Origin of the sequence: Lysinibacillus phoenicis, from assembly GCF_047238325.1 — a bacterium.
Taxonomy (GTDB): Bacteria; Bacillota; Bacilli; order Bacillales_A; family Planococcaceae; genus Lysinibacillus; species Lysinibacillus irui.
On the sequence record NZ_JBDFMP010000002.1, the window covers coordinates 4,337,953 to 4,356,965 of the forward strand.

The 19,013-nt window shown below is 38.8% G+C and carries 26 protein-coding genes; 24 read left to right on the forward strand and 2 right to left on the reverse strand.

Going from position 1 to position 19,013, the window contains the following annotated elements; translation table 11 throughout:
• The first annotated feature begins 74 nt into the window (after window positions 1–74).
• The 13 genes from ABC382_RS23245 to ABC382_RS23305 all read left to right on the forward strand — a co-directional run bounded on the left by ABC382_RS23245 (window position 75) and on the right by ABC382_RS23305 (window position 10,075).
• Complete coding sequence (locus tag ABC382_RS23245; protein ID WP_004226839.1) at window positions 75–341, forward strand: IreB family regulatory phosphoprotein; 267 nt, start codon at window positions 75–77, stop codon at window positions 339–341.
• 2 nt (window positions 342–343) lie between these two features.
• A complete protein-coding gene (gene ruvX, locus ABC382_RS23250) occupies window positions 344–760 on the forward strand; it encodes a Holliday junction resolvase RuvX (protein WP_274793868.1) in 417 nt (138 codons plus the stop codon).
• An 18-nt stretch (window positions 761–778) separates the two neighbouring features.
• Entirely contained in the window at window positions 779–1,087 is a 309-nt protein-coding gene (locus ABC382_RS23255) for a DUF1292 domain-containing protein (RefSeq protein ID WP_274793867.1), read from the forward strand.
• Between the two features lie 948 nt (window positions 1,088–2,035).
• Window positions 2,036–2,566: a DUF1292 domain-containing protein gene (locus ABC382_RS23260; protein WP_274793866.1), complete on the forward strand. Its 531-nt coding sequence runs from the start codon at window positions 2,036–2,038 to the stop codon at window positions 2,564–2,566.
• Between the two features lie 148 nt (window positions 2,567–2,714).
• Complete coding sequence (gene mltG / locus ABC382_RS23265) at window positions 2,715–3,842, forward strand: endolytic transglycosylase MltG (protein WP_322611608.1); 1,128 nt, start codon at window positions 2,715–2,717, stop codon at window positions 3,840–3,842.
• Window positions 3,843–4,126: 284 nt separating this feature from the next.
• A complete protein-coding gene (locus tag ABC382_RS23270) occupies window positions 4,127–4,759 on the forward strand; it encodes an O-methyltransferase (protein ID WP_274793864.1) in 633 nt (210 codons plus the stop codon).
• Between the two features lie 5 nt (window positions 4,760–4,764).
• Window positions 4,765–5,697: a peptidase U32 family protein gene (locus ABC382_RS23275; RefSeq protein ID WP_322611607.1), complete on the forward strand. Its 933-nt coding sequence runs from the start codon at window positions 4,765–4,767 to the stop codon at window positions 5,695–5,697.
• Between the two features lie 14 nt (window positions 5,698–5,711).
• Window positions 5,712–6,992: a peptidase U32 family protein gene (locus ABC382_RS23280; RefSeq protein ID WP_274793862.1), complete on the forward strand. Its 1,281-nt coding sequence runs from the start codon at window positions 5,712–5,714 to the stop codon at window positions 6,990–6,992.
• On the forward strand, window positions 6,992–7,630 hold the full coding sequence (gene udk, locus ABC382_RS23285) for a uridine kinase (RefSeq protein ID WP_274793861.1): 639 nt from the start codon (window positions 6,992–6,994) through the stop codon (window positions 7,628–7,630). Before ABC382_RS23280 ends, udk begins: the two co-directional genes overlap by 1 nt.
• Window positions 7,631–7,805: 175 nt before the next feature.
• On the forward strand, window positions 7,806–8,294 hold the full coding sequence (greA, locus tag ABC382_RS23290) for a transcription elongation factor GreA (protein WP_274793860.1): 489 nt from the start codon (window positions 7,806–7,808) through the stop codon (window positions 8,292–8,294).
• Window positions 8,295–8,449: 155 nt separating this feature from the next.
• Window positions 8,450–9,115, forward strand: a complete 666-nt coding sequence (locus ABC382_RS23295) for a YrrS family protein (protein WP_312506726.1) — start codon at window positions 8,450–8,452, stop codon at window positions 9,113–9,115.
• A 59-nt stretch (window positions 9,116–9,174) separates the two neighbouring features.
• Window positions 9,175–9,867 carry a 5'-methylthioadenosine/S-adenosylhomocysteine nucleosidase gene (mtnN, locus tag ABC382_RS23300; RefSeq protein ID WP_322611606.1) on the forward strand — a complete coding sequence of 231 codons (693 nt, stop codon included), beginning with the start codon at window positions 9,175–9,177 and terminating at the stop codon, window positions 9,865–9,867.
• Window positions 9,868–9,934: 67 nt separating this feature from the next.
• Window positions 9,935–10,075: a 5'-methylthioadenosine nucleosidase gene (locus tag ABC382_RS23305; protein WP_274793857.1), complete on the forward strand. Its 141-nt coding sequence runs from the start codon at window positions 9,935–9,937 to the stop codon at window positions 10,073–10,075.
• Window positions 10,076–10,204: 129 nt separating this feature from the next.
• Here the strand turns inward: ABC382_RS23305 and sigK are convergent, their stop codons facing one another.
• Complete coding sequence (gene sigK, locus ABC382_RS23310) at window positions 10,205–10,912, reverse strand: RNA polymerase sporulation sigma factor SigK (protein WP_274793856.1); 708 nt, start codon at window positions 10,910–10,912, stop codon at window positions 10,205–10,207.
• Window positions 10,913–10,998: 86 nt separating this feature from the next.
• Window positions 10,999–11,499 carry a CDP-diacylglycerol--serine O-phosphatidyltransferase gene (gene pssA / locus ABC382_RS23315; protein WP_274797356.1) on the reverse strand — a complete coding sequence of 167 codons (501 nt, stop codon included), beginning with the start codon at window positions 11,497–11,499 and terminating at the stop codon, window positions 10,999–11,001.
• Between the two features lie 136 nt (window positions 11,500–11,635).
• Between pssA and ABC382_RS23320 the strand changes: the two genes are divergently transcribed.
• From ABC382_RS23320 to ABC382_RS23370, 11 genes are all read left to right on the forward strand, one after another.
• Window positions 11,636–12,418, forward strand: a complete 783-nt coding sequence (locus ABC382_RS23320; protein ID WP_274793855.1) for a phosphatidylserine decarboxylase — start codon at window positions 11,636–11,638, stop codon at window positions 12,416–12,418.
• Between the two features lie 36 nt (window positions 12,419–12,454).
• The gene (locus ABC382_RS23325) at window positions 12,455–12,976 is read left to right on the forward strand and encodes a YqeG family HAD IIIA-type phosphatase (RefSeq protein ID WP_312506724.1); all 522 of its coding nucleotides are present in this window, start codon (window positions 12,455–12,457) and stop codon (window positions 12,974–12,976) included.
• A complete protein-coding gene (yqeH, locus tag ABC382_RS23330) occupies window positions 12,973–14,076 on the forward strand; it encodes a ribosome biogenesis GTPase YqeH (RefSeq protein ID WP_274793853.1) in 1,104 nt (367 codons plus the stop codon). The genes ABC382_RS23325 and yqeH overlap by 4 nt, the downstream gene beginning before the upstream one ends.
• A gap of 32 nt (window positions 14,077–14,108) precedes the next feature.
• On the forward strand, window positions 14,109–14,939 hold the full coding sequence (gene aroE / locus ABC382_RS23335; protein WP_274793852.1) for a shikimate dehydrogenase: 831 nt from the start codon (window positions 14,109–14,111) through the stop codon (window positions 14,937–14,939).
• Window positions 14,940–14,944: 5 nt separating this feature from the next.
• Window positions 14,945–15,247, forward strand: a complete 303-nt coding sequence (gene yhbY / locus ABC382_RS23340) for a ribosome assembly RNA-binding protein YhbY (RefSeq protein ID WP_205444536.1) — start codon at window positions 14,945–14,947, stop codon at window positions 15,245–15,247.
• 9 nt (window positions 15,248–15,256) lie between these two features.
• Complete coding sequence (locus ABC382_RS23345; RefSeq protein WP_274793851.1) at window positions 15,257–15,847, forward strand: nicotinate-nucleotide adenylyltransferase; 591 nt, start codon at window positions 15,257–15,259, stop codon at window positions 15,845–15,847.
• A complete protein-coding gene (gene yqeK, locus ABC382_RS23350; RefSeq protein ID WP_274793850.1) occupies window positions 15,816–16,388 on the forward strand; it encodes a bis(5'-nucleosyl)-tetraphosphatase (symmetrical) YqeK in 573 nt (190 codons plus the stop codon). The genes ABC382_RS23345 and yqeK overlap by 32 nt, the downstream gene beginning before the upstream one ends.
• Window positions 16,385–16,729: a ribosome silencing factor gene (gene rsfS, locus ABC382_RS23355; RefSeq protein WP_274793849.1), complete on the forward strand. Its 345-nt coding sequence runs from the start codon at window positions 16,385–16,387 to the stop codon at window positions 16,727–16,729. Before yqeK ends, rsfS begins: the two co-directional genes overlap by 4 nt.
• Complete coding sequence (locus tag ABC382_RS23360) at window positions 16,730–17,470, forward strand: class I SAM-dependent DNA methyltransferase (protein WP_274793848.1); 741 nt, start codon at window positions 16,730–16,732, stop codon at window positions 17,468–17,470. It begins immediately after the preceding gene.
• A 225-nt stretch (window positions 17,471–17,695) separates the two neighbouring features.
• Window positions 17,696–18,325, forward strand: coding sequence for a helix-hairpin-helix domain-containing protein (locus ABC382_RS23365; RefSeq protein WP_322611605.1), 630 nt, complete (start codon window positions 17,696–17,698; stop codon window positions 18,323–18,325).
• 105 nt (window positions 18,326–18,430) lie between these two features.
• Window positions 18,431–19,000: a ComE operon protein 2 gene (locus ABC382_RS23370; RefSeq protein WP_274793846.1), complete on the forward strand. Its 570-nt coding sequence runs from the start codon at window positions 18,431–18,433 to the stop codon at window positions 18,998–19,000.
• The last annotated feature ends 13 nt before the right edge of the window (window positions 19,001–19,013 follow it).

Sequence of the window (19,013 nt, forward strand, 5' to 3'; positions counted from 1 at the left end):
CATGTTATAATAAAGAGAAATTGGAGATGAGCTTGTTTGCACATCTCCTTATTTCTGAAAGCGAGGTGCTGGTCATGAGTTCATTTGATCAAACGATGAAATTTAATTTTCCAGAAGAATCAATGGAACAGGAAGTCAAGCAGGTAATGTTGAAAGTACATTCTTCATTAGAGGAAAAGGGATATAATCCTATCAATCAGATTGTTGGTTACTTACTTTCTGGTGATCCGGCGTATATTCCTCGCCATCAGGATGCTCGTAATTTAATTCGCAAGCTTGAGCGTGACGAAATTCTAGAAGAGCTTGTTAAATTTTATATCAAAAAGAATAACGAGGACTAGAAATGAGAATTATGGGATTAGACGTTGGGTCAAAAACCGTAGGCGTTGCTGTAAGTGATGCACTCGGTTGGACCGCCCAAGGTATTGAAACCGTAAAAATTGATGAAGCGAATGGTGAGTTCGGCATTGAACGTATCGCCGAGCTAGTAAAGGAATACACTATAACAGAATTTGTTGTAGGTTTTCCGAAAAACATGAATAATACGGTTGGACCGCGCGGGGAGGCTTCTGAGAACTATAAAAAGCTATTAGAAGAACATTTCTCACTACCGGTCAAATTATGGGATGAACGTCTAACAACGATGGCTGCTGAACGTATGTTAATCGAGGCGGACGTGAGTCGCAAAAAGCGTAAGCAGGTCATTGATAAAATGGCAGCAGTGATGATTTTACAAGGCTACTTAGATAGCAAAAATTAATTGATGAGGTGACAATACATGGCACAAGAGCATAACCATGAAGAAGAATTACACGTTCAACACATTACAGTGATTGACGAGAACGGAAATGAGCAGCTTTGTGAAGTGATTCACGTTCATGAATCTCCAGAGTTTGGGAAATCATACGTATTTTACTCAATGGTAGGCGCAGAAGAAGATGAAGATGGTTCAGTTGAAATTTTCGTATCTTCATTCGTACCTTCTGAAAATGGTGAAGATGGTGAATTAACACCAATTGAAACTGAAGCAGAGTGGGATATGGTAGAGGACGTTTTAAACGCTTTAGAGGATGAATACGAAGACTAATCTTCTTACTTAAAGCTTGGAACAAGGATCGCAACTTGCAGTCCTTGTTCCTTTTTTATTGGGGTCTATTTTATAGGGGTGCGGAAAACCTTAAATATGTGAATCCGATTGTGTTTAGAGAGTAGAAAGGTTGTTAATGATAAATGAGATTGCTTATAAACTGGCAGGGTTCGCTTAAGAATAGAGGATAAGCGCTCATGTATTGGCAGGACTCGCTCGCAAATGAGTAGAAAGCGGTCATAAACAGGTGGTAGCCGCTCGGAAGTGAATGGTAAGCGCTCATAAACTAGTTGTAGCCGCTCGCAAGTGAGGAGAAAGTGCTCATAAACAGGTAGGAGCCGCTCGCAAGTGAGTAGAAAGCGCTCATAAACTAGTTGTAGCCGCTCGGAAGTGAAGGGTAAGTGCTCATAAACAGGCTGAAGCCGCTCGGAAGTGAAGGGTAAGCGCTCATAAACTAGTTGTAGCCGCTCGGAAGTGAATGGTAAGCGCTCATAAACTAGTTGTAGCCGCTCGCAAGTGAGTAGAAAGCGCTCATAAACAGGCTGAAGCCTCTCGGAAGTGAAGGGTAAGTGCTCATAAACAGGCTGAAGCCGCTCGGAAGTGAATGGTAAGCGCTCATAAACAGGTGGTAGCCGCTCGGAAGTGAGTAGAAAGCGCTCATAAACAGGCTGAAGCCTCTCGGAAGTGAAGGGTAAGTGCTCATAAACAGGCTGAAGCCGCTCGGAAGTGAATGGTAAGCGCTCATAAACAGGTGGTAGCCGCTCGGAAGTGAGTAGAAAGCGCTCAAACATAGGCAGGCCCCGCTTGCAAGCAGAGTGAAACTGCTCAAAAGGTGTCCAATCCTACCTAGATATAGGATGAAAGCATTTAAAAAGTAACTAGCTTAATTAAGAAAACAAAAAATACTCAATAACATGACAATAAACTGTCATAAAAGGAGGAAATCGAATGAATGAAGAAACGCAAGAATTTATGATAATCGGAAAAGATGGGAAGGAACAACGCTGCCATGTGGTCTTTACATTTGATGCAGAAGACAAGTCCTATGTGTTATTTTCAATTTTAGATGAGAGTGGTCAAGAAATCCCAGGTGATCTTTCAGCGATGACATTTGATTATGATGACAATAGTGGTGAGATGATAAATTTACAACCTGTTGAAACAGATGCGGAGTGGGAAATGATTAATGAAGTGGTGTTAACACTTCTTGATGAGTTTGAGGAAGATGAACCACAACTTATTACGGTGACAGAGGAAGACGGGACAGATCATGTTTGTGAGGTTATTCATACGTTTTCATCTGAGCAATTTGGCAAATCGTATGTTTTATATGTTCAAGCGACGGATGAACCTATTGACGAACGAGATATATTTGCTGCACAATATATTGCTGGAAACGATGGACAAATTGAAGAATTGTTGCCGATTGAGACGGATGAAGAGTGGGAATTTGTTGAGGAAGTATTAAATACTTTATAGTTTGAACGATTTCTTTAAGCTCAAAAATCTGCTAACAATGATTGTTGGCAGATTTTTTACATATGTAATTTCTCCTGAATTGTCGATTTCTGTTTGTCGTGAAAGTTGATTTCTAGTATGATAATGTTTAGTGATAGGGGGGAAACCCGTGGATAACGGTTCTAAAAAACAAGAAATGTTTTCAAAAATGCAAGAAAGAAAATCTGAGGTAAAAGTTGTGAGAAAAATCGTTGCAATTATTGCCGTTGTTTTCGTGCTTATAATAGGTGTAGTTGGATTATTTGGGTACAACTATGTAAAGGGTGCATTAAAACCACTTGATCCTAATGCAACAAAAACAATAGCAGTAGAAGTACCAATAGGTTCGAGTTTAACCTCCATTTCTACATTACTAGAGAAAAAAGGTGTCATTAAAGATGCACGTGTTTTTAAATACTATGCTAAATTTAAAAATGAATCTCAATTCCAGGCAGGAAATTATGATTTAACACAGGCAATGACATTTGATGAACTCATTGAAAGCTTGAAAACAGGGAAAGTATATCGTAAGCCAGTCTTTACGATGACTGTTCCGGAAGGCTTAACACTTGAGCAAATTGGTAAGGTAATTGAAAAGAAAACACCATACACACAAAAAGAATTTATGGATCTTGTGACAAGTGAAGAATTTGTGCAACAAATGATGGCAAACTATCCTGAGCTTGTAACAGATGCTGTGTTAGCAGATAACATTCGCTATGACTTAGAGGGCTATTTATACCCAGCGACCTATTCTTACTTTGAAGAAAAACCATCTTTACAATCAATCGTAGAAGAGATGATAGCAGCCACAAATAATGTGGTTAAGAACTATCATGATGTTTTAGCAGAAAAACAAATGTCAGTTCATCAACTATTAACGTTTGCTTCATTATTGGAGGAGGAAGCTACTGCTCAAACAGATCGAGAGACAATAGCAAGCGTCTTCTATAATCGTATTAACGAAGGAATGCCTTTACAAACAGACCCAACTGTTTTATATGCACTTGGAGATCATAAAGATCGTGTTCTATTTGAGGACTTAGAAGTCGATAATGCCTATAATACTTACAAAAATAAAGGCCTACCACCTGGACCAATAGCTGGTGCTGGTAAGACTTCGATTGAGGCTACCTTGAACCCAAGTCAAACAGATTATTTCTATTTCTTAGCAGATAAAGAGGGTGTCAACCACTTCTCGAAAACATATGATGAACATTTACAGAAAATAGCAAAATATTTACAAAAAGAAGAGTAAGCTTATGTAAAGCTTAAAAAGCATATAGCAAACAGATGGATAGAAGGAAAGAAAAATAGCTTTCCTTCTATTTTCATGCTATTATAAAGTGTGATTTTTGATCAATCCGTTCATTTATGCGGGACAAATATGCGTGGTGGCAATTGTTTGCATATCTAAACAATTGCTCATTTTTGTATGGCAAAGTACCAAGACATCACGTTTGGTCTTTTTCTTTTTGTTGATAAATGATGAAGTACAGACAACAGCAAAATGCTTGTTGCTTTTTAAATGAGGGTGAAACAATGGAATTATCAGATGCATATATACAATCATTTATACAGCCACGTAATGAATTGCTTTTAGAAATGGAAGCATATGCGGAGGAGAATCATGTACCGATAATGCAACTAGCAGGGATTGATGCATTAAATCAACTGTTACGTATTCAAAATCCGTCAAAAATTTTAGAGATTGGCACGGCAATTGGTTATTCTGCTATTCGAATGGCGGAGGCTTTGCCTGACGTCCATATTGTTACAATTGAACGTGATGTAGAGCGTGTAACAAGGGCGAAAGCCTATATTGAACGTTCAACCGTATCACAACGAATTACGGTCATTGAAGGTGATGCTTTAGAGGTGGACGATGAGGCCATTCACACGACATTCGATGCTGTTTTTATCGATGCCGCAAAGGGACAATACCAACGCTTTTTTGAAAAATATGCCCCTTTAGTAAAATCAGGTGGAGTTTTGTATATCGATAATATGTACATGCATGGGTTGTCTGATTTAGATTTGAAGGATGTTCCACGTCGTAAGCGGACAATGATTCGCAATTTAAAAAACTTCACAGATTGGATCATGAAGCACCCGGATTATACAAGTGCTTTTTTACCAGTCGGTGACGGTTTATTACTATGCTTGAAGAGGTGACTACTATGAAAAAACCGGAATTGCTTGTGACACCACAATCAGTAGAACATATAAAAGCACTATTAGAAGCTGGAGCAGATGCTTTTGTCATTGGTGAACAACAATTTGGTCTACGTCTAGCAGGGGAGTTCTCTGTTGCTGAAGTGGAAGAAGCAACGAAGCTTATTCACGCAGCAGGTAAAAAGGTTTATGTTGCGGTCAATGCACTATTCCATAATGAGAAACTAGACGCACTTGCTGACTATTTAAAAGAAATGCAACGTATCGGAGTGGATCGTTTAATTTACGGGGATCCAGCGGTATTAATTATTCGTCGTGAGCAGGGCGTTACAATTCCATTACATTGGAACCCAGAGACAACTGCTACAAACTGGTTTACAGCGAACTATTGGGGAAAACGTGGTGCAACTCGTGCCGTGTTAGCACGTGAGCTTTCTCTTGATGAAGTATTAGAAATTAAAGAAAATGCCGAGGTGGAAATTGAGGTACAAGTACATGGTATGACTTGTATGTTCCAATCTAAACGTCCTTTACTTGGTCATTATTTTTTATACCAAGATAAAGTAATGGCTATTGAAAATCGTCAAGAAAATCGCAATATGTTCCTACATGATGATGAGCGAAATAATAAATATCCAATTTACGAAGATGTGAATGGAACACATATTTTCAGTCCAAATGATATGTGTATTATTGATGAGCTGGGCGAATTATTTGAAGGTGGCATTGATGCTCTGAAAATTGAAGGTGTTCTACAAACGGCTGACTATGTCGTAACGGTAACAGAAGCCTATCGTCAAGCTATTGATGCGTATTTTGATGAATCCGAAGAAGCGTATGAAGAGATAAAAGATACTTTATTAGCAAAAATTGAAGATATTCAACCAGCCATTAGACCATTAGATACAGGCTTTATCTTCAAGGAAACAGTTTACTAGGAGGGGGCAATAACATGGCATTAGCGTTAGAACAAAATGACAAAATCCGTGAGATTGTCGACGGTAAACGTGTCATTACTAAAAAACCAGAGCTACTTGCCCCAGCAGGTAGCTTAGAAAAATTAAAAGTCGCTGTTCATTATGGAGCAGATGCAGTATTTATCGGTGGACGAGAGTTTGGTCTTCGTTCCAATGCAGATAACTTCTCGATTGAGGAAATGCGTGAGGGTGTGGAGTTTGCCAATAAATACGGCGCAAAAATTTATGTGACAACAAACATTTTTGCCCACAATGAAAATATGGATGGCTTAGAGCGTTACCTAAAGGATATTGAATCAGCAGGCGTAACAGGTATTATCGTAGCGGATCCGCTGATTATCGAAACATGCCGTACAGCAGCACCTAAGCTTGAAATTCACCTTTCAACACAGCAATCGCTATCTAACTGGAAGGCAGTACAGTACTGGAAAGAAGAAGGCTTACATCGTGTCGTTTTAGCACGTGAGGTAGGCGGCGAAGAAATGAAGCTAATGAAGGAAAAGGTTGATATTGAAATCGAGGCCTTTGTTCATGGTGCAATGTGTATTGCCTATTCTGGTCGCTGTGTTCTGTCCAATCATATGACTGCGCGTGATTCCAACCGTGGTGGTTGCTGCCAATCATGTCGTTGGGACTATGATTTATACGAATTAGAAGATGGTGAAGAAAAAGCACTTTTCGATGATAATCATGCACCATTTGCTATGAGTCCAAAAGATTTAAAATTAATCGAAGCAATTCCTCATATGATTGAGCTTGGCATCGACTCTTTAAAAGTTGAAGGTCGTATGAAGTCCATTCACTATGTAGCGACAGTTGTTTCAGTTTATCGTAGAGTAATTGATGCCTATTGTGCTGATCCAGATAACTTTAAAATTAAACGAGAATGGCTTGAAGAGCTAGATAAATGTGCAAATCGTGATACAGCTGAAGCATTCTTCCATGATGCACCTGGCTTCGAAGAGCAAATGTTTGGTTTGCATGGTCGTAAAACAACGTATGAATTTGCTGGTTTGATCTTAGATCATGATCCAGAGACAAAAATTGTCACAATGCAGCAACGTAATTATTTTAAACCAGGTGATGAAGTGGAGTTCTTTGGACCTGAAATCGAGAACTTCCGAATGACAATGGGAGAAATATGGGATGAGGATGGCAATAGCCTAGATGCAGCCCGTCATCCATTACAAATTGTTAAATTTAAATGTGAGACACCATTAAAGCCGCATAACATGATGCGAAAGGAGAATAACTAATGGCAGTAAAGCGTCCAGTTGTCATCGGAATCGCTGGTGGTTCATGCTCAGGGAAAACGAGTGTGACACGTGCTATTTATGATGTTTTTCGCGATCATTCAGTTGTTGTCATTGAACAAGACTTTTATTATAAAGATCAGAGTCATTTAACATTTGAAGAGCGCCTAGGAACTAACTATGACCATCCGTTAGCTTTTGATAACGATTTATTAATTGAGCACATAAAAAAACTTTTAGTGCGTCAACCAATTGAAAAACCTGTTTACGATTACGTGCAGCATACGAGAGCACAAGAAGTCATTCATGTTGAGCCAGTGGATGTTATTATACTAGAAGGTATTCTAGTGCTAGAGGATGCTGATTTACGTGATTTAATGGATATTAAGTTATTTGTGGATACAGACTCGGATTTACGAATTATTCGTCGTATCATGCGTGATATTAAAGAGCGTGGACGTACAACAGATTCAGTAATTGAGCAGTATCTATCGGCGGTTCGACCTATGCATAATTTATTTATTGAACCAACAAAACGTTATGCTGATATCATTATTCCAGAAGGTGGGGATAATGAGGTAGCAATTGATTTAATGGTCACGAAAATTAAAACTATTCTTGAAACCGACAACGTATTGTAATAAGATAGAGTGGTATTGACAATATTTTCATGCATATTTTAAAAAGGTATGCATACTATTAGGTCAAAGCGTAATTTGAAAACGTTTAAAAATAATAAAATTCGATTAAGTGCAATTTCCAAGCATTTAGTCGAGTTTTATGTTTTTATATTGAAGAAACAAGGAGTGAAGGACTTTGGCAAATGAAAAACAGTACCCTATGACAGCTGAGGGGAAACGTAAATTAGAAGAAGAATTAGTAAAATTAGAAACTGAAACACGTAAAGAAATCGTTGAACGTATTAAAATAGCACGTGATTTTGGAGATCTTTCTGAAAACGCTGAGTATGATTCAGCAAAAGAAGAACAAGCCTTTTTAGAAGGTCGTATTTCTACATTAAAATCAATGATTCGTAACGCAGTCATTATTTCTGAGGATGAGACAGATAACAGTGTAGTATCACTTGGGAAAACGGTTACATTTGTAGAAATTATTAATGGTAAACCTTCGACAGAAGAAGAATCTTATACAATTGTTGGTTCAGCAGAGGCAGATCCTATGGAATTCCGTATCTCAAATGAATCACCAATTGCTAAAGGTCTACTAGGCCGCGCAGAAGGCGAAGAAGTAGTTGTTCAAACACCTGGTGGCGAAATGAAAGTGAAAATTATTTCTATTAAATAATGTTAACATGTACAAGCAGTTGGCCATTCTTTCCAAGAAAGGCTAACTGCTTTTACCATTATTTGATTATCAGGCTTCCTAGTAATTTAGTGAGTATAATTATTTGCAAGTGCTGTCGAACTTGATAGAATATTTGCTAGAGAGGGGGAGACATTATGAGTGAACGACAAACTCGAAGTAGTCGTCATTTGCAGCCATCTCGTAATAAAAAGCTAGATAAACTATTGAATGTTTTAATTGGCGTTGTGGTCGTACTTATTATTATCACAGCAACCTATGTGTTTAAATGGCAAGATGATGCAGATCAAGCAGTAAAAGATGAGCCAGCTCAAGAGGAAAAGAGCGGTGATAAAGAAAAAGAAGTGGACAAAGAGCCTGCGAATGAAGAGGATAAAGATCTTGCTGTCGACGAAGAAAAACCTTCACAGGAAGAGGAAGAAGCGGAATCTGAGACATCACAAGAGGAGCAAGGGACACCTGAGGAATCGACTTCAGATAATCCTATTGTAGACAAGGTCATCACGAATAAAAACTGGCAGCCAACACCTACAACACAAACAGGCCAGCATGTGTCTTCATATGACGATACGTCTGTAGACTGGGCTGAAAAAGTAGCAACAGTTTCTACTGTGACAGGTATCGACCAAAGCAATATGATCATCTGGCGTATGCAAAATAATGGTGGTCCTAATTCAGCCATTGCAACGGTTTCAAGTAAAGATAAATCTCAAATGTACCGTGTCAGCATGGAATGGGTTGACAATGAAGGCTGGTTGCCTGTGAAGCTAGAGCAACTGAACACATTAGAAGGCGCCTATTGACGAAAATCACTCTTTTGATTATTTTTAATAGAGTTGATAAAGAAGGGAAGTAACAGTTCATGAAAATTGCAGTAATTGGCGCAATGGAAGAGGAAGTAGAGCTACTAAGAGCAGCATTAAACGATACACAAAGTACAACCATCGCAGGTAGTGAATATACAACAGGAACCTATGAGGGTAAGGAAGTCGTGTTATTAAAAAGTGGTATTGGTAAGGTGAATGCTGCCATGTCTACGACAATACTTTTACATGAGTTTAAGCCAGATGTTGTCATTAATACAGGATCTGCAGGTGGGTATGATGAAGCTCTTGATGTTGGCGCTGTAGTCATTTCCGATGAAGTTCGTCATCATGATGTAGATGTCACTATTTTCGGCTATGAAATCGGACAAATGGCTGGTATGCCGGCAGCCTATAAATCAGATGAACAATTGATGAAAGTAGCTGAAGAGGCTGTTAAGGCGGTTGGAGAGCATCAGTATGGTATTGGATTAATTTGCTCTGGGGATGCTTTTATGAATGATCCTGAACGCGTAGAAGCTGTTCGTCGTCATTTCCCTCAAATGAAGGCTGTAGAAATGGAAGCAGCAGCGGTTGCACAAGTGTGTTATCAATTTGCGACACCTTTTGTTGTCATTCGTGCGCTATCAGACATTGCTGGGAAAGAATCGAATATTAGCTTTGATGAGTTTTTACCAGTTGCTGCAAAGCATTCGACACAAGTAGTATTAAAAGCCATTGCCTCACTATAAACTACACAAAATGGTCAAAATGTGCTGATTTTTCTGTGAGAAAAATCACAGTTAGAATAAAGGACAAATGCTACACTTTAGACTAATCAATCTCTTCATAATAGAATGGGAGGCATTCACGATGTTATTTCTAACAGCGGGTGTAGTCATTTTAACAACTTTAATCGGCACACTGATTTCAGCAGAACTATCAGAATCAGCACATTAATAGTATGTATGACGGAAAAGCTCCTTTGCGACATAGTCATGTCGCAAGGGGCTTTTTTCTATGCCATGAAATAGGCACATCTTCCGCCAAAGAAGCATTGAATTTTTCTATTGTCCATTTTACAATAAATTATTCAACCGACTTTTGGTCTCGTTTGTACAGTTGGTAGAGTTTAATAAGTGCTCGTTTTTCAATGCGAGATACATAGCTTCGTGAAATATTTAATCGAGCAGCAATTTCCTTTTGTGTAAGTGCATCCTGTTGATTTAAGCCATATCGCAGTGTTACAATTTCAAGTTCGCGTTCATCAAGCATATGCAAATAATGATATAACTGTGCTACATGCTCTTTATGCTCCAACTTCTCTGTTGCACTTTCTTCATCACATTGAAGTAAATCACGAATTTGCAGTGCATTTCCGTCTTTATCAGTCCCGATAGGCTCAAACAAAGAAACGTCTTTCTGAACCTTTTTTTGTGTCCGTAGATGCATTAAAATTTCATTTTCAATACAACGAGCTGCATATGTGGCGAGTCGTGTTTTTTTGTCAGGGGTATAGCTCTCTACTGCTTTCATTAGACCGATTGTTCCTATGGAAATGTAATCATCGAGTTGTTCATGTTTTGGATGGAATTTTTTAACGACGTGCGCGACAAGCCTCATATTACGTTCGATCAGATCAAGACGCGCTTGCTCATCGCCACCTAAAAATCGTTCAATACAAGCAGCTTCCTCTTCTTTTGAAAAGGGTTTATGGAATGTTTGCCCCTTTAAGTAGCCAAGCAACGCAGGGATCTCAAGCCATAACTGCAACATTGATGTGAAAATTCCGCTCATTGAATGATTTCATCCTTTCCCCATTTTTCGACAGTATATGTTTAAAAGCTGTGGGAAATGAAAAAAGTGCAACAGCAAATGCGCTGTTACACTTTTTTTAACGTAAATGTACTAATCATTAGTAAAGCTAAAATGGGAAAAAGGAAAAGATAAAATGCCGGATGGAACGTATTGGCCGCGAAATACGTTAAAGTTAAGAACGTACCTGCAGCTGTAATAGGTAAACCTGTGAAATAACCATTCGCTTCACTAATATTGAAGCGAGCTAAACGCATCGCACCACAGACGATAAATAATACGGCCATCATCATGCCGGCAAAACCAAAATCAACTAGAACAACTTCATACATTAGTAATGCAGGCGCCACGCCAAATGATATAATATCACTCATAGAATCTAATTGTTTACCTAGCTCTGACACTTGTCCGAGCGCTCTCGCTACCTTACCATCGTAGCGATCAAGAAGAGCTGCAATAAAGATAAACAAGACACTATAGCTATAGTATTCATGTAAAGTGGCCATAATAGCCGCGCCTCCAAAGGACATATTACTAATTGTGATGAAGTTAGCTGCGTGCGATTTCATTTTCTTAACCGTGGTATCCACCAACTTGTGATAAAAAAACAAGGGGGATCACTCCTTTGCACTTAAGATATTGTACCATTATACTTCGAATGCGAAAAAATTGACAGTCTAAATTAATGGATAGGGGTTTTACTGAATGAAAGAAAAACTATATCAACGCTTGATAGAACTAACGAATGGTAAGCAATCTTCCCATCTTTTGCAGACAATTGCAAAAGCGAAGTGGAGTAAACGTATAATTCCAAGCTACATGAAGTTATACGATATTAACCTTGAAGAAGTTTCAAAAAAACAACAACAATTTTCATGTTTACATGATTTTTTTACAAGAGAACTGCTAGAAGATGCTCGGCCAATTGAAAAAGATCCAGCCATTTTTACCAGTCCAGTAGATGCTAAAGTGGAATCTTTTGGACGCATTGAGTGGGATATGACATTTCTTGTAAAGGGTAAACCCTATGCATTACAGGATTTACTCGGCAATACAGAACGAGCAGCACAATATGCGGATGGACATTATATCGTATTTTATTTAAGTCCTGCAGATTATCATCGTATCCATAGTCCAATTGATGGAGAAGTATTACGACAATATACACTTGGTCAGAAATCTTATCCTGTGAATCAGCTTGGTCTTACATACGGTAAAAAACCAATTTCTCATAATTATCGTTTAGTGACGGAATTGAAAGTAGACAATAAGCAACATGTAGCATTTATAAAAGTGGGCGCAACCTTTGTTAATTCAATTGTGCTTACTAATACAACAACGAAATGGCGTAAAGGGCAAGAAGTTGGTTATTTCTCATTTGGTTCTACCGTTGTGATGCTGTTTGAAAAGGATGCGATTGAATTTACGGATAATGTTGTTAAAGGAAGCCCAATTAGAATGGGTGAAGCCTTTGCAAATATGCTATAATGGTCGAATAATACGTTAAGATTAGGGGTCGCTATTTTGTATAATTTTTTATTACCAAACGAATTTGTGACGAATATTTTTGAAATTACACCAGAGAAGTTACAAGAATTAGGTATTAGAGGAATCATTACAGATTTGGATAATACGCTGGTTGAATGGGATCGTCCAGATGCCACTGAAGAGCTAATCATATGGTTACGCATTATGAAAGAATCAGGAATTCGTGTTATTATTGCGTCGAATAACAATGAGGCACGTGTAAAACATTTTGCTGAGCCATTAGGTATCCCATATATTCACAAGGCAAGAAAGCCACTTCGAAATGCTTTTTATAATGCGCTAATTCAGCTAGGTTTGCGTCCAAATGAAGTAGTGATGGTAGGAGATCAACTGCTTACAGATGTGATGGGTGCCAATCGCTTAGGTCTGCATACAGTGTTAGTTAAACCTGTTGCCCAATCGGATGGGCTTGTAACAAAATTGAATCGTTTCATTGAACGTCGCGTGTTTAATGATTTGAAACGAAAAGGAATTATAACTTGGGAGGAACAAGAATGATTGAAATGCCAAATTGTATTGGCTGTGGTACAACAATTCAAACAGAAGATAAAACAGCAGTTGGGTATGCACCCCCATCATCTTTAGAGAAGGATGTGGTCATTTGCCAACGTTGCTTCCGTTTGAAAAATTACAATGAAATTCAACCAGTGTCATTAACAGATGATGACTTTTTACGTATTTTAAATGGTCTTGGTACACAGCAAGGCTTAATCGTAAAAATTGTTGATATTTTTGACTTCAATGGGAGCTGGTTACCGGGGCTTCACCGCTTTGTAGGAAATAACCCAGTCCTGTTGATTGCCAATAAAGCAGATTTATTACCAAAATCGGTAAAACCTAAAAAAGTAATCAACTGGCTTAAACGAGAAGCAAAGGCTCTTGGACTTCAGCCTGTCGATGTCCTGTTAGTAAGTGCTCATAAAGGCAAGGGGATGGCTGAAGCAATGGAAGCTATCGACGCGTACAGAAAAGGGCAAAATGTTTATGTTGTTGGTTGTACAAATGTTGGGAAATCTACGTTCATTAATCGTATTATTAAACAGGCAACAGGTGAAGGTGAAGTCATTACAACTTCTCATTTCCCTGGCACAACATTAGACATGATTGAAATTCCATTAGATGATGGTAGTGCATTATATGATACACCTGGTATTATTAATCATCATCAAATGGCTCATCATATTGATTCCAGTGAATTAAAATATATTATGCCGAAAAAAGAAATTAAACCAAAAGTTTATCAGCAAAATGCTGGACAAACTTTATTTATTGGGGCTTTAGCTCGATTTGATTTCATTCAGGGAGATCGCTCTGCCTTTACAATTCATGTAGCCAACGATTTACCAATTCATCGAACAAAGCTAGAGAAGGCAGATACGTTGTACGCAGAACATAAAGGAGAACTTCTGGCACCACCAACTGCAGATTTCATCGATCAACTACCGCCATTAGTTCGTCATGAGTTTTCTATTAAAGAAGCCAAAACAGATGTTGTTTTCTCTGGGCTGGGCTGGATTACAGTTCAACATGCCAATGTAGTAGTGGCAGCTTATGCACCAAAAGGTGTACAAGTTTCAATTCGTCCTTCCCTTATATAAATCGAAGGATAAAGTAGAGAGAGGGCTAGAAAATGAAGAAGTGGTTTGCAGTGATGGGTGATCCAATTGAACACTCAAAATCACCAGCCATGCATAATGCTTGGTTCGAGGACATGTCGATAGATGCGACATATATTCCTTTACATGTCCCTTCTGATCAATTAGAGTCAGCAGTGGCTGGTTTGAAAACATTAGGAGCAAGTGGTTGGAACGTTACAATTCCCCATAAAACAGCCATCATACCCTATTTAGATGAGCTAGATGAGCTGGCCCAAAAAATGGGTGCAGTGAATACAGTCGTACGAACAATGGAAGGAAAGCTGAAAGGCTATAATACAGATGGTATCGGTTTTGTTCGCTCACTTGAAGAAGCCGTTGGTACGTCGCATAAAGACAAGCCTGTGTTACTTGTTGGTGCTGGAGGCGCTGCTCGTGGTATTGCTTTTGCTATGCAGCAGCAAGGCTATAGCCATTTGTCCATTGCCAATCGTACAGTGGCTAATGCTCAAGCTATTATTGATGAAATGGGAATAGGTCGTGCGATTTCATTAAAAGAAGCAGAAGAGACTTTAGCTGATTTCAGCATTATTGTGCAAATGACATCGGCTGGCCTTGCCACGGGCAATTTTTCCATGCCATTTTCTTTAGATTTGCTTTCGAAAGGAGCAATTGTTGCAGATATTGTGTATAATCCATTAATGACGCCTTTTTTACAAGCAGCAGAAAAAAGGGGAGCAACGATTGTTACAGGTCTAGGGATGTTTGTACATCAAGGAGCCATCGCTTTTGAGCACTGGATAGGAAAGTATCCAAATACAAATTCAATGATTGTGCAGCTTAAGGCACAATTAGGAGGAAACTAATTTTTATGTTAACAGGTAAACAGAAACGTTTTTTACGTGCGGAAGCACATCATTTAACACCTATTTTCCAAGTAGGAAAAGGCGGCGTTAATGACGAAATGACAAAGCAAATTCGTGAGGCATTAGAAGTACGTGAACTAATTAAAGTACGTATTTTAGATAACTGTGAAGAAGATAAACATGAAGTTGCTGAAGCACTTGCAACAGGCGCACATGCAGAGCTTGTCCAATTAATCGGTCTTACAGTTGTTTTATATAAAGAATCACGCAATCATAAAAAGATTGTATTACCAAAAGCAACGAAATAAGGTGAAACGATGAAAAGGGTCGGTTTACTGGGAGGAACATTTAATCCTCCGCATATAGGGCATTTAATGATGGCAAATGAAGTTTTTCATGCGCTAGAATTAGATGAAATTCGTTTTATGCCTAATGCAATACCACCACATAAGCATGCTCGTTTCGATGCAAGTAATGCTGAACGACTTGAAATGGTGAAGCTGGCTATTCGTCCATTTTCACATTTTTCTGTAGAGTCGTATGAGGTTGAGAAGGGTGGCGTATCCTATTCCTATGAGACACTTTCAGCATTGTGTAGAAGAGAACCAAATGTGAAATTCCACTTTATCATCGGAGGAGATATGATTGATTCGCTCCATACATGGCATTGTATCGATGATTTAGTGAAACTTGTGCAATTTGTTGGAGTAAAGCGTCCAGGAACAACGGCTACGACAGATTACCCTGTATGTATGGTGGAAGTGCCTCAAATCGATTTATCGTCCACACTGATTCGTGAACGCCTTGCTACTGGAGGAACGGTGACATTTTTGCTACCAGAAGCGGTAGAGACGTTCATACGGAAGGAAGGTCTATATGGAACGCGAACAGTATTTAGCGGCGATTAAGCCAAGAATGCCTGAAAAACGGTATGTCCATACAATCGGTGTAATGGAAACGGCAATTTCTTTAGCACAAAAATATGGGGAGGATGCGAAAAAAGCTGAAACAGCAGCAATCCTCCATGATATTGCTAAATATGCCGACATTGAATGGATGGAGGACATCGTTCGTGAAAAAAAATTAGATCCAAAACTAATTGGCTGGGGCAGTGAATTACTACACGGTCCGGTTGGTGCATATATAGCAGAAAGCGAGTTTGGCATCACTGATCAAGAGATACTAAATGCGATTCGTTTCCATACAACAGGACGCGCTAGTATGAGTCGTTTAGAAAAAATCATTTTTGTAGCAGATATGATTGAACCGAATCGCCGATTTGAAGGTGTCGATCGTCTGCGCAAAAAAGCTCAAAAAAATTTGGATAAGGCCATGAGTGCTTGTGTCCGCCATACATTGGCATTTTTAATAGACACAAAGCAGCCAATTTTTCCTTTATCAATAGAATGTTATAACGATATGATGAACAGAGAGGATAGTGAAGGATGACTTCAACTTTATTACAAGCAGCGTACAAAGCAATCGACGACAAACATGGTGAGGATATTGTCGTTTTAAATATGCAAGGAATTTCCCTTTTAGCGGATTATTTTATCATTGCTCACGGTAACTCAGATCGCCAAGTGCAAGCTATTGCGCGTGAATTGCAGGACATAGCGGAAAAAGAGGGCTATGAAATCCGCCGTATCGAGGGCTTCGATGCAGCTCGTTGGGTACTTGTAGACTTAGGTGATGTAGTGGCACATGTTTTCCATAAGGATGAGCGTGCTTATTATAATTTAGAGCGTCTATGGGGCGATGCACCACAATTAGACATGCCTGAGGCCTAAGTGAGTAGTTACGAACGCTTTGCCCATGTCTATGATGAGCTACAAAAGGATATTCCTTATAATCTTTATGTAGATTGGGTTGTACAACATGCACCAAGTAGTCAATATCCAGCATTGTTAGATATTGGTTGTGGAACGGGTGTGCTTAGCTTGTTATTTGCACAGGCTGGCTATAAGGTCAGCGGTATAGATTTATCAGAAGAGATGTTATCCATTGCTACAGAACGTTTTACTGCTGCAGGATATCATGCACCTTTATATTGTATGTCTATGGATGAATTAGACGGCTTTGAGGCATTGGACGTTGTTACAATTACTATAGACTCCCTTAATTATGTGATAGAGGAGCAAGCTGTCTATACGACATTAGAACGTATCTATCATGCTCTGCGAGACGGGGGACAGCTATTTTTTGACGTCCACTCCTTATTTAAAATGAATGAGATCTTTTTAGATGGACCGTTTACGTATGATGATGGAGATATTAGCTATGTATGGCATACAGAACCTGCAGATTACGAGCATTCCGTTATCCATCAAATGACTTTTTATGTTCGGGATATCGCGAGTGAATTATATGAGCGTTTTGACGAAGAGCATATTCAACGCACCTTCTCTATTGACCAGTATATGACTTGGTTGCGTACGATAGGTTTTGACCATGTTGAAATTACAGCAGATTTTACAGATGAAGCACCAGAATATGACAGCGAACGCATTTTTATTCGTGCAGTAAAATAATTTAGAAAATAGCCATACTGTTCAAGTAGCAGTGTGGCTATTTTGATGGAAAGAGTCTTGGAATTGGTCGATAGAAAGGCTAGAGTGATGGATAGAACTCTAGGACAAAATGAGAGGAACGACTGTTCTAAAACTATAATTCTTTACCGATTTGCAAATAACATAAGATAGTGTAAGATATATGTACCTCCATATGATTATCTTTTGCAAAGAAAGGGTGGTGCTATGCTCCAATCTTTATGGCAAAAGTATAAAAAAAGTATGTTATTCCCCGGCATACTCGTACTCTGTGGACTTTGTTACTTCTATTTTTCGAGTTCAGACTCTTCACCTCCCCAAGAAGAGCTCATCGAAACAATCCAACCTATTGAAGAAAATAACCTTATTGATTCGACTAAAGAAACGGCTATACAGCAAGTGTTTGTTGATATAAAGGGTGCTGTACTATACCCAGGTGTTTATGAGCTTCAGCAAGACCAACGTATTCGAGATGCTGTCCAACTTGCAGGCGGCTATACAGAGGATGCAGACACACAGCTTATAAATCATGCTCAAAAAGTGCAGGACGAAATGGTCATTTATATTCCCGAAAAAGGTGAACAACTAGAGGAAGGAACTACTAATTTTATTAGTTTGCCTGCTGAAAATAATAGTAATGAGCAAAAGATTAATATTAATAAAGCGGATGTGTCAGCTCTTTCAACATTGCCAGGTATTGGTCCCTCTAAAGCTCAAAGTATTCTTTCATACCGAGAGGAGAATGGTCCTTTTCAAACGATTGATGATTTAAAAAATGTTAGTGGCATCGGTGATAAAACATTTGAGAAGTTACAAGATTCTATTACCGTAAACTAAACCTTGTAGATTTTGTGATATTGACGCCCCTTTTCAAAAAGGGCTACACTATAGTAGAAAAACAAGAGAAAAATCATTTGTTAGGCAAATTTTGGAGGTAGTCATATGGAGCGAATTACTTGGGATCAATTTTTTATGGCACAAAGCCATTTACTCGCATTACGAAGTACATGTACTAGACTAGCAGTAGGAGCAACTGTGGTACGTGATAAACGCATTATTGCAGGTGGTTATAATGGGTCTATTACAGGAGATGAACATTGTATTGAAAAGGGATGTTATGTAGTGGACAATCATTGTGTTCGTACGGTGCATGCCGAAATGAATGCATTGCTACAATGCGCTAAATATGGAACACCAACAAAAGGTGCAGATTTGTATGTAACTCATTTCCCATGTCTACCATGTACAAAGTCCATTATTCAAGCAGGGATTGAACGTGTGTATTATGCAACAGACTATAAAAATAATCCATATGCTCAGGAATTATTTGAAAAAGCAGGAGTGGAAGTCGTTCATGTACCCTTTGATGAGCGTAAAATTGATTTTTTGCGAGATGAAAAACTAGCCTTGTACACAGAGATTCTAGATGAGCTTCGCGAGAGTGGTGTGTCACAAGAAAAATTGCTCCCATATGAACAGAAGGTGAGCGCATTATTTGGCATCAAGCTTTAAAGCATAAATGGAT

What these genes read in the sequence shown, in the direction of transcription:
- ABC382_RS23345 (WP_274793851.1), top strand. Translation starts at nt 15,257, where the DNA reads ATGAAAAGGGTCGGTTTACTGGGAGGAACATTTAATCCTCCGCATATA.
- yqeH (WP_274793853.1), top strand. Translation starts at nt 12,973, where the DNA reads ATGATTGAAATGCCAAATTGTATTGGCTGTGGTACAACAATTCAAACA.
- yhbY (WP_205444536.1), top strand. Translation starts at nt 14,945, where the DNA reads ATGTTAACAGGTAAACAGAAACGTTTTTTACGTGCGGAAGCACATCAT.
- ABC382_RS23260 (WP_274793866.1), top strand. Translation starts at nt 2,036, where the DNA reads ATGAATGAAGAAACGCAAGAATTTATGATAATCGGAAAAGATGGGAAG.
- ABC382_RS23245 (WP_004226839.1), top strand. Translation starts at nt 75, where the DNA reads ATGAGTTCATTTGATCAAACGATGAAATTTAATTTTCCAGAAGAATCA.
- ABC382_RS23280 (WP_274793862.1), top strand. Translation starts at nt 5,712, where the DNA reads ATGGCATTAGCGTTAGAACAAAATGACAAAATCCGTGAGATTGTCGAC.
- ABC382_RS23275 (WP_322611607.1), top strand. Translation starts at nt 4,765, where the DNA reads ATGAAAAAACCGGAATTGCTTGTGACACCACAATCAGTAGAACATATA.
- ABC382_RS23270 (WP_274793864.1), top strand. Translation starts at nt 4,127, where the DNA reads ATGGAATTATCAGATGCATATATACAATCATTTATACAGCCACGTAAT.
- rsfS (WP_274793849.1), top strand. Translation starts at nt 16,385, where the DNA reads ATGACTTCAACTTTATTACAAGCAGCGTACAAAGCAATCGACGACAAA.
- sigK (WP_274793856.1), bottom strand. Translation starts at nt 10,912, where the DNA reads ATGAGCGGAATTTTCACATCAATGTTGCAGTTATGGCTTGAGATCCCT.
- ABC382_RS23365 (WP_322611605.1), top strand. Translation starts at nt 17,696, where the DNA reads ATGCTCCAATCTTTATGGCAAAAGTATAAAAAAAGTATGTTATTCCCC.
- ABC382_RS23305 (WP_274793857.1), top strand. Translation starts at nt 9,935, where the DNA reads ATGCTACACTTTAGACTAATCAATCTCTTCATAATAGAATGGGAGGCA.
- ABC382_RS23295 (WP_312506726.1), top strand. Translation starts at nt 8,450, where the DNA reads ATGAGTGAACGACAAACTCGAAGTAGTCGTCATTTGCAGCCATCTCGT.
- aroE (WP_274793852.1), top strand. Translation starts at nt 14,109, where the DNA reads ATGAAGAAGTGGTTTGCAGTGATGGGTGATCCAATTGAACACTCAAAA.
- yqeK (WP_274793850.1), top strand. Translation starts at nt 15,816, where the DNA reads ATGGAACGCGAACAGTATTTAGCGGCGATTAAGCCAAGAATGCCTGAA.
- ABC382_RS23320 (WP_274793855.1), top strand. Translation starts at nt 11,636, where the DNA reads ATGAAAGAAAAACTATATCAACGCTTGATAGAACTAACGAATGGTAAG.
- pssA (WP_274797356.1), bottom strand. Translation starts at nt 11,499, where the DNA reads ATGAAATCGCACGCAGCTAACTTCATCACAATTAGTAATATGTCCTTT.
- ABC382_RS23370 (WP_274793846.1), top strand. Translation starts at nt 18,431, where the DNA reads ATGGAGCGAATTACTTGGGATCAATTTTTTATGGCACAAAGCCATTTA.
- ruvX (WP_274793868.1), top strand. Translation starts at nt 344, where the DNA reads ATGAGAATTATGGGATTAGACGTTGGGTCAAAAACCGTAGGCGTTGCT.
- ABC382_RS23255 (WP_274793867.1), top strand. Translation starts at nt 779, where the DNA reads ATGGCACAAGAGCATAACCATGAAGAAGAATTACACGTTCAACACATT.
- udk (WP_274793861.1), top strand. Translation starts at nt 6,992, where the DNA reads ATGGCAGTAAAGCGTCCAGTTGTCATCGGAATCGCTGGTGGTTCATGC.
- mtnN (WP_322611606.1), top strand. Translation starts at nt 9,175, where the DNA reads ATGAAAATTGCAGTAATTGGCGCAATGGAAGAGGAAGTAGAGCTACTA.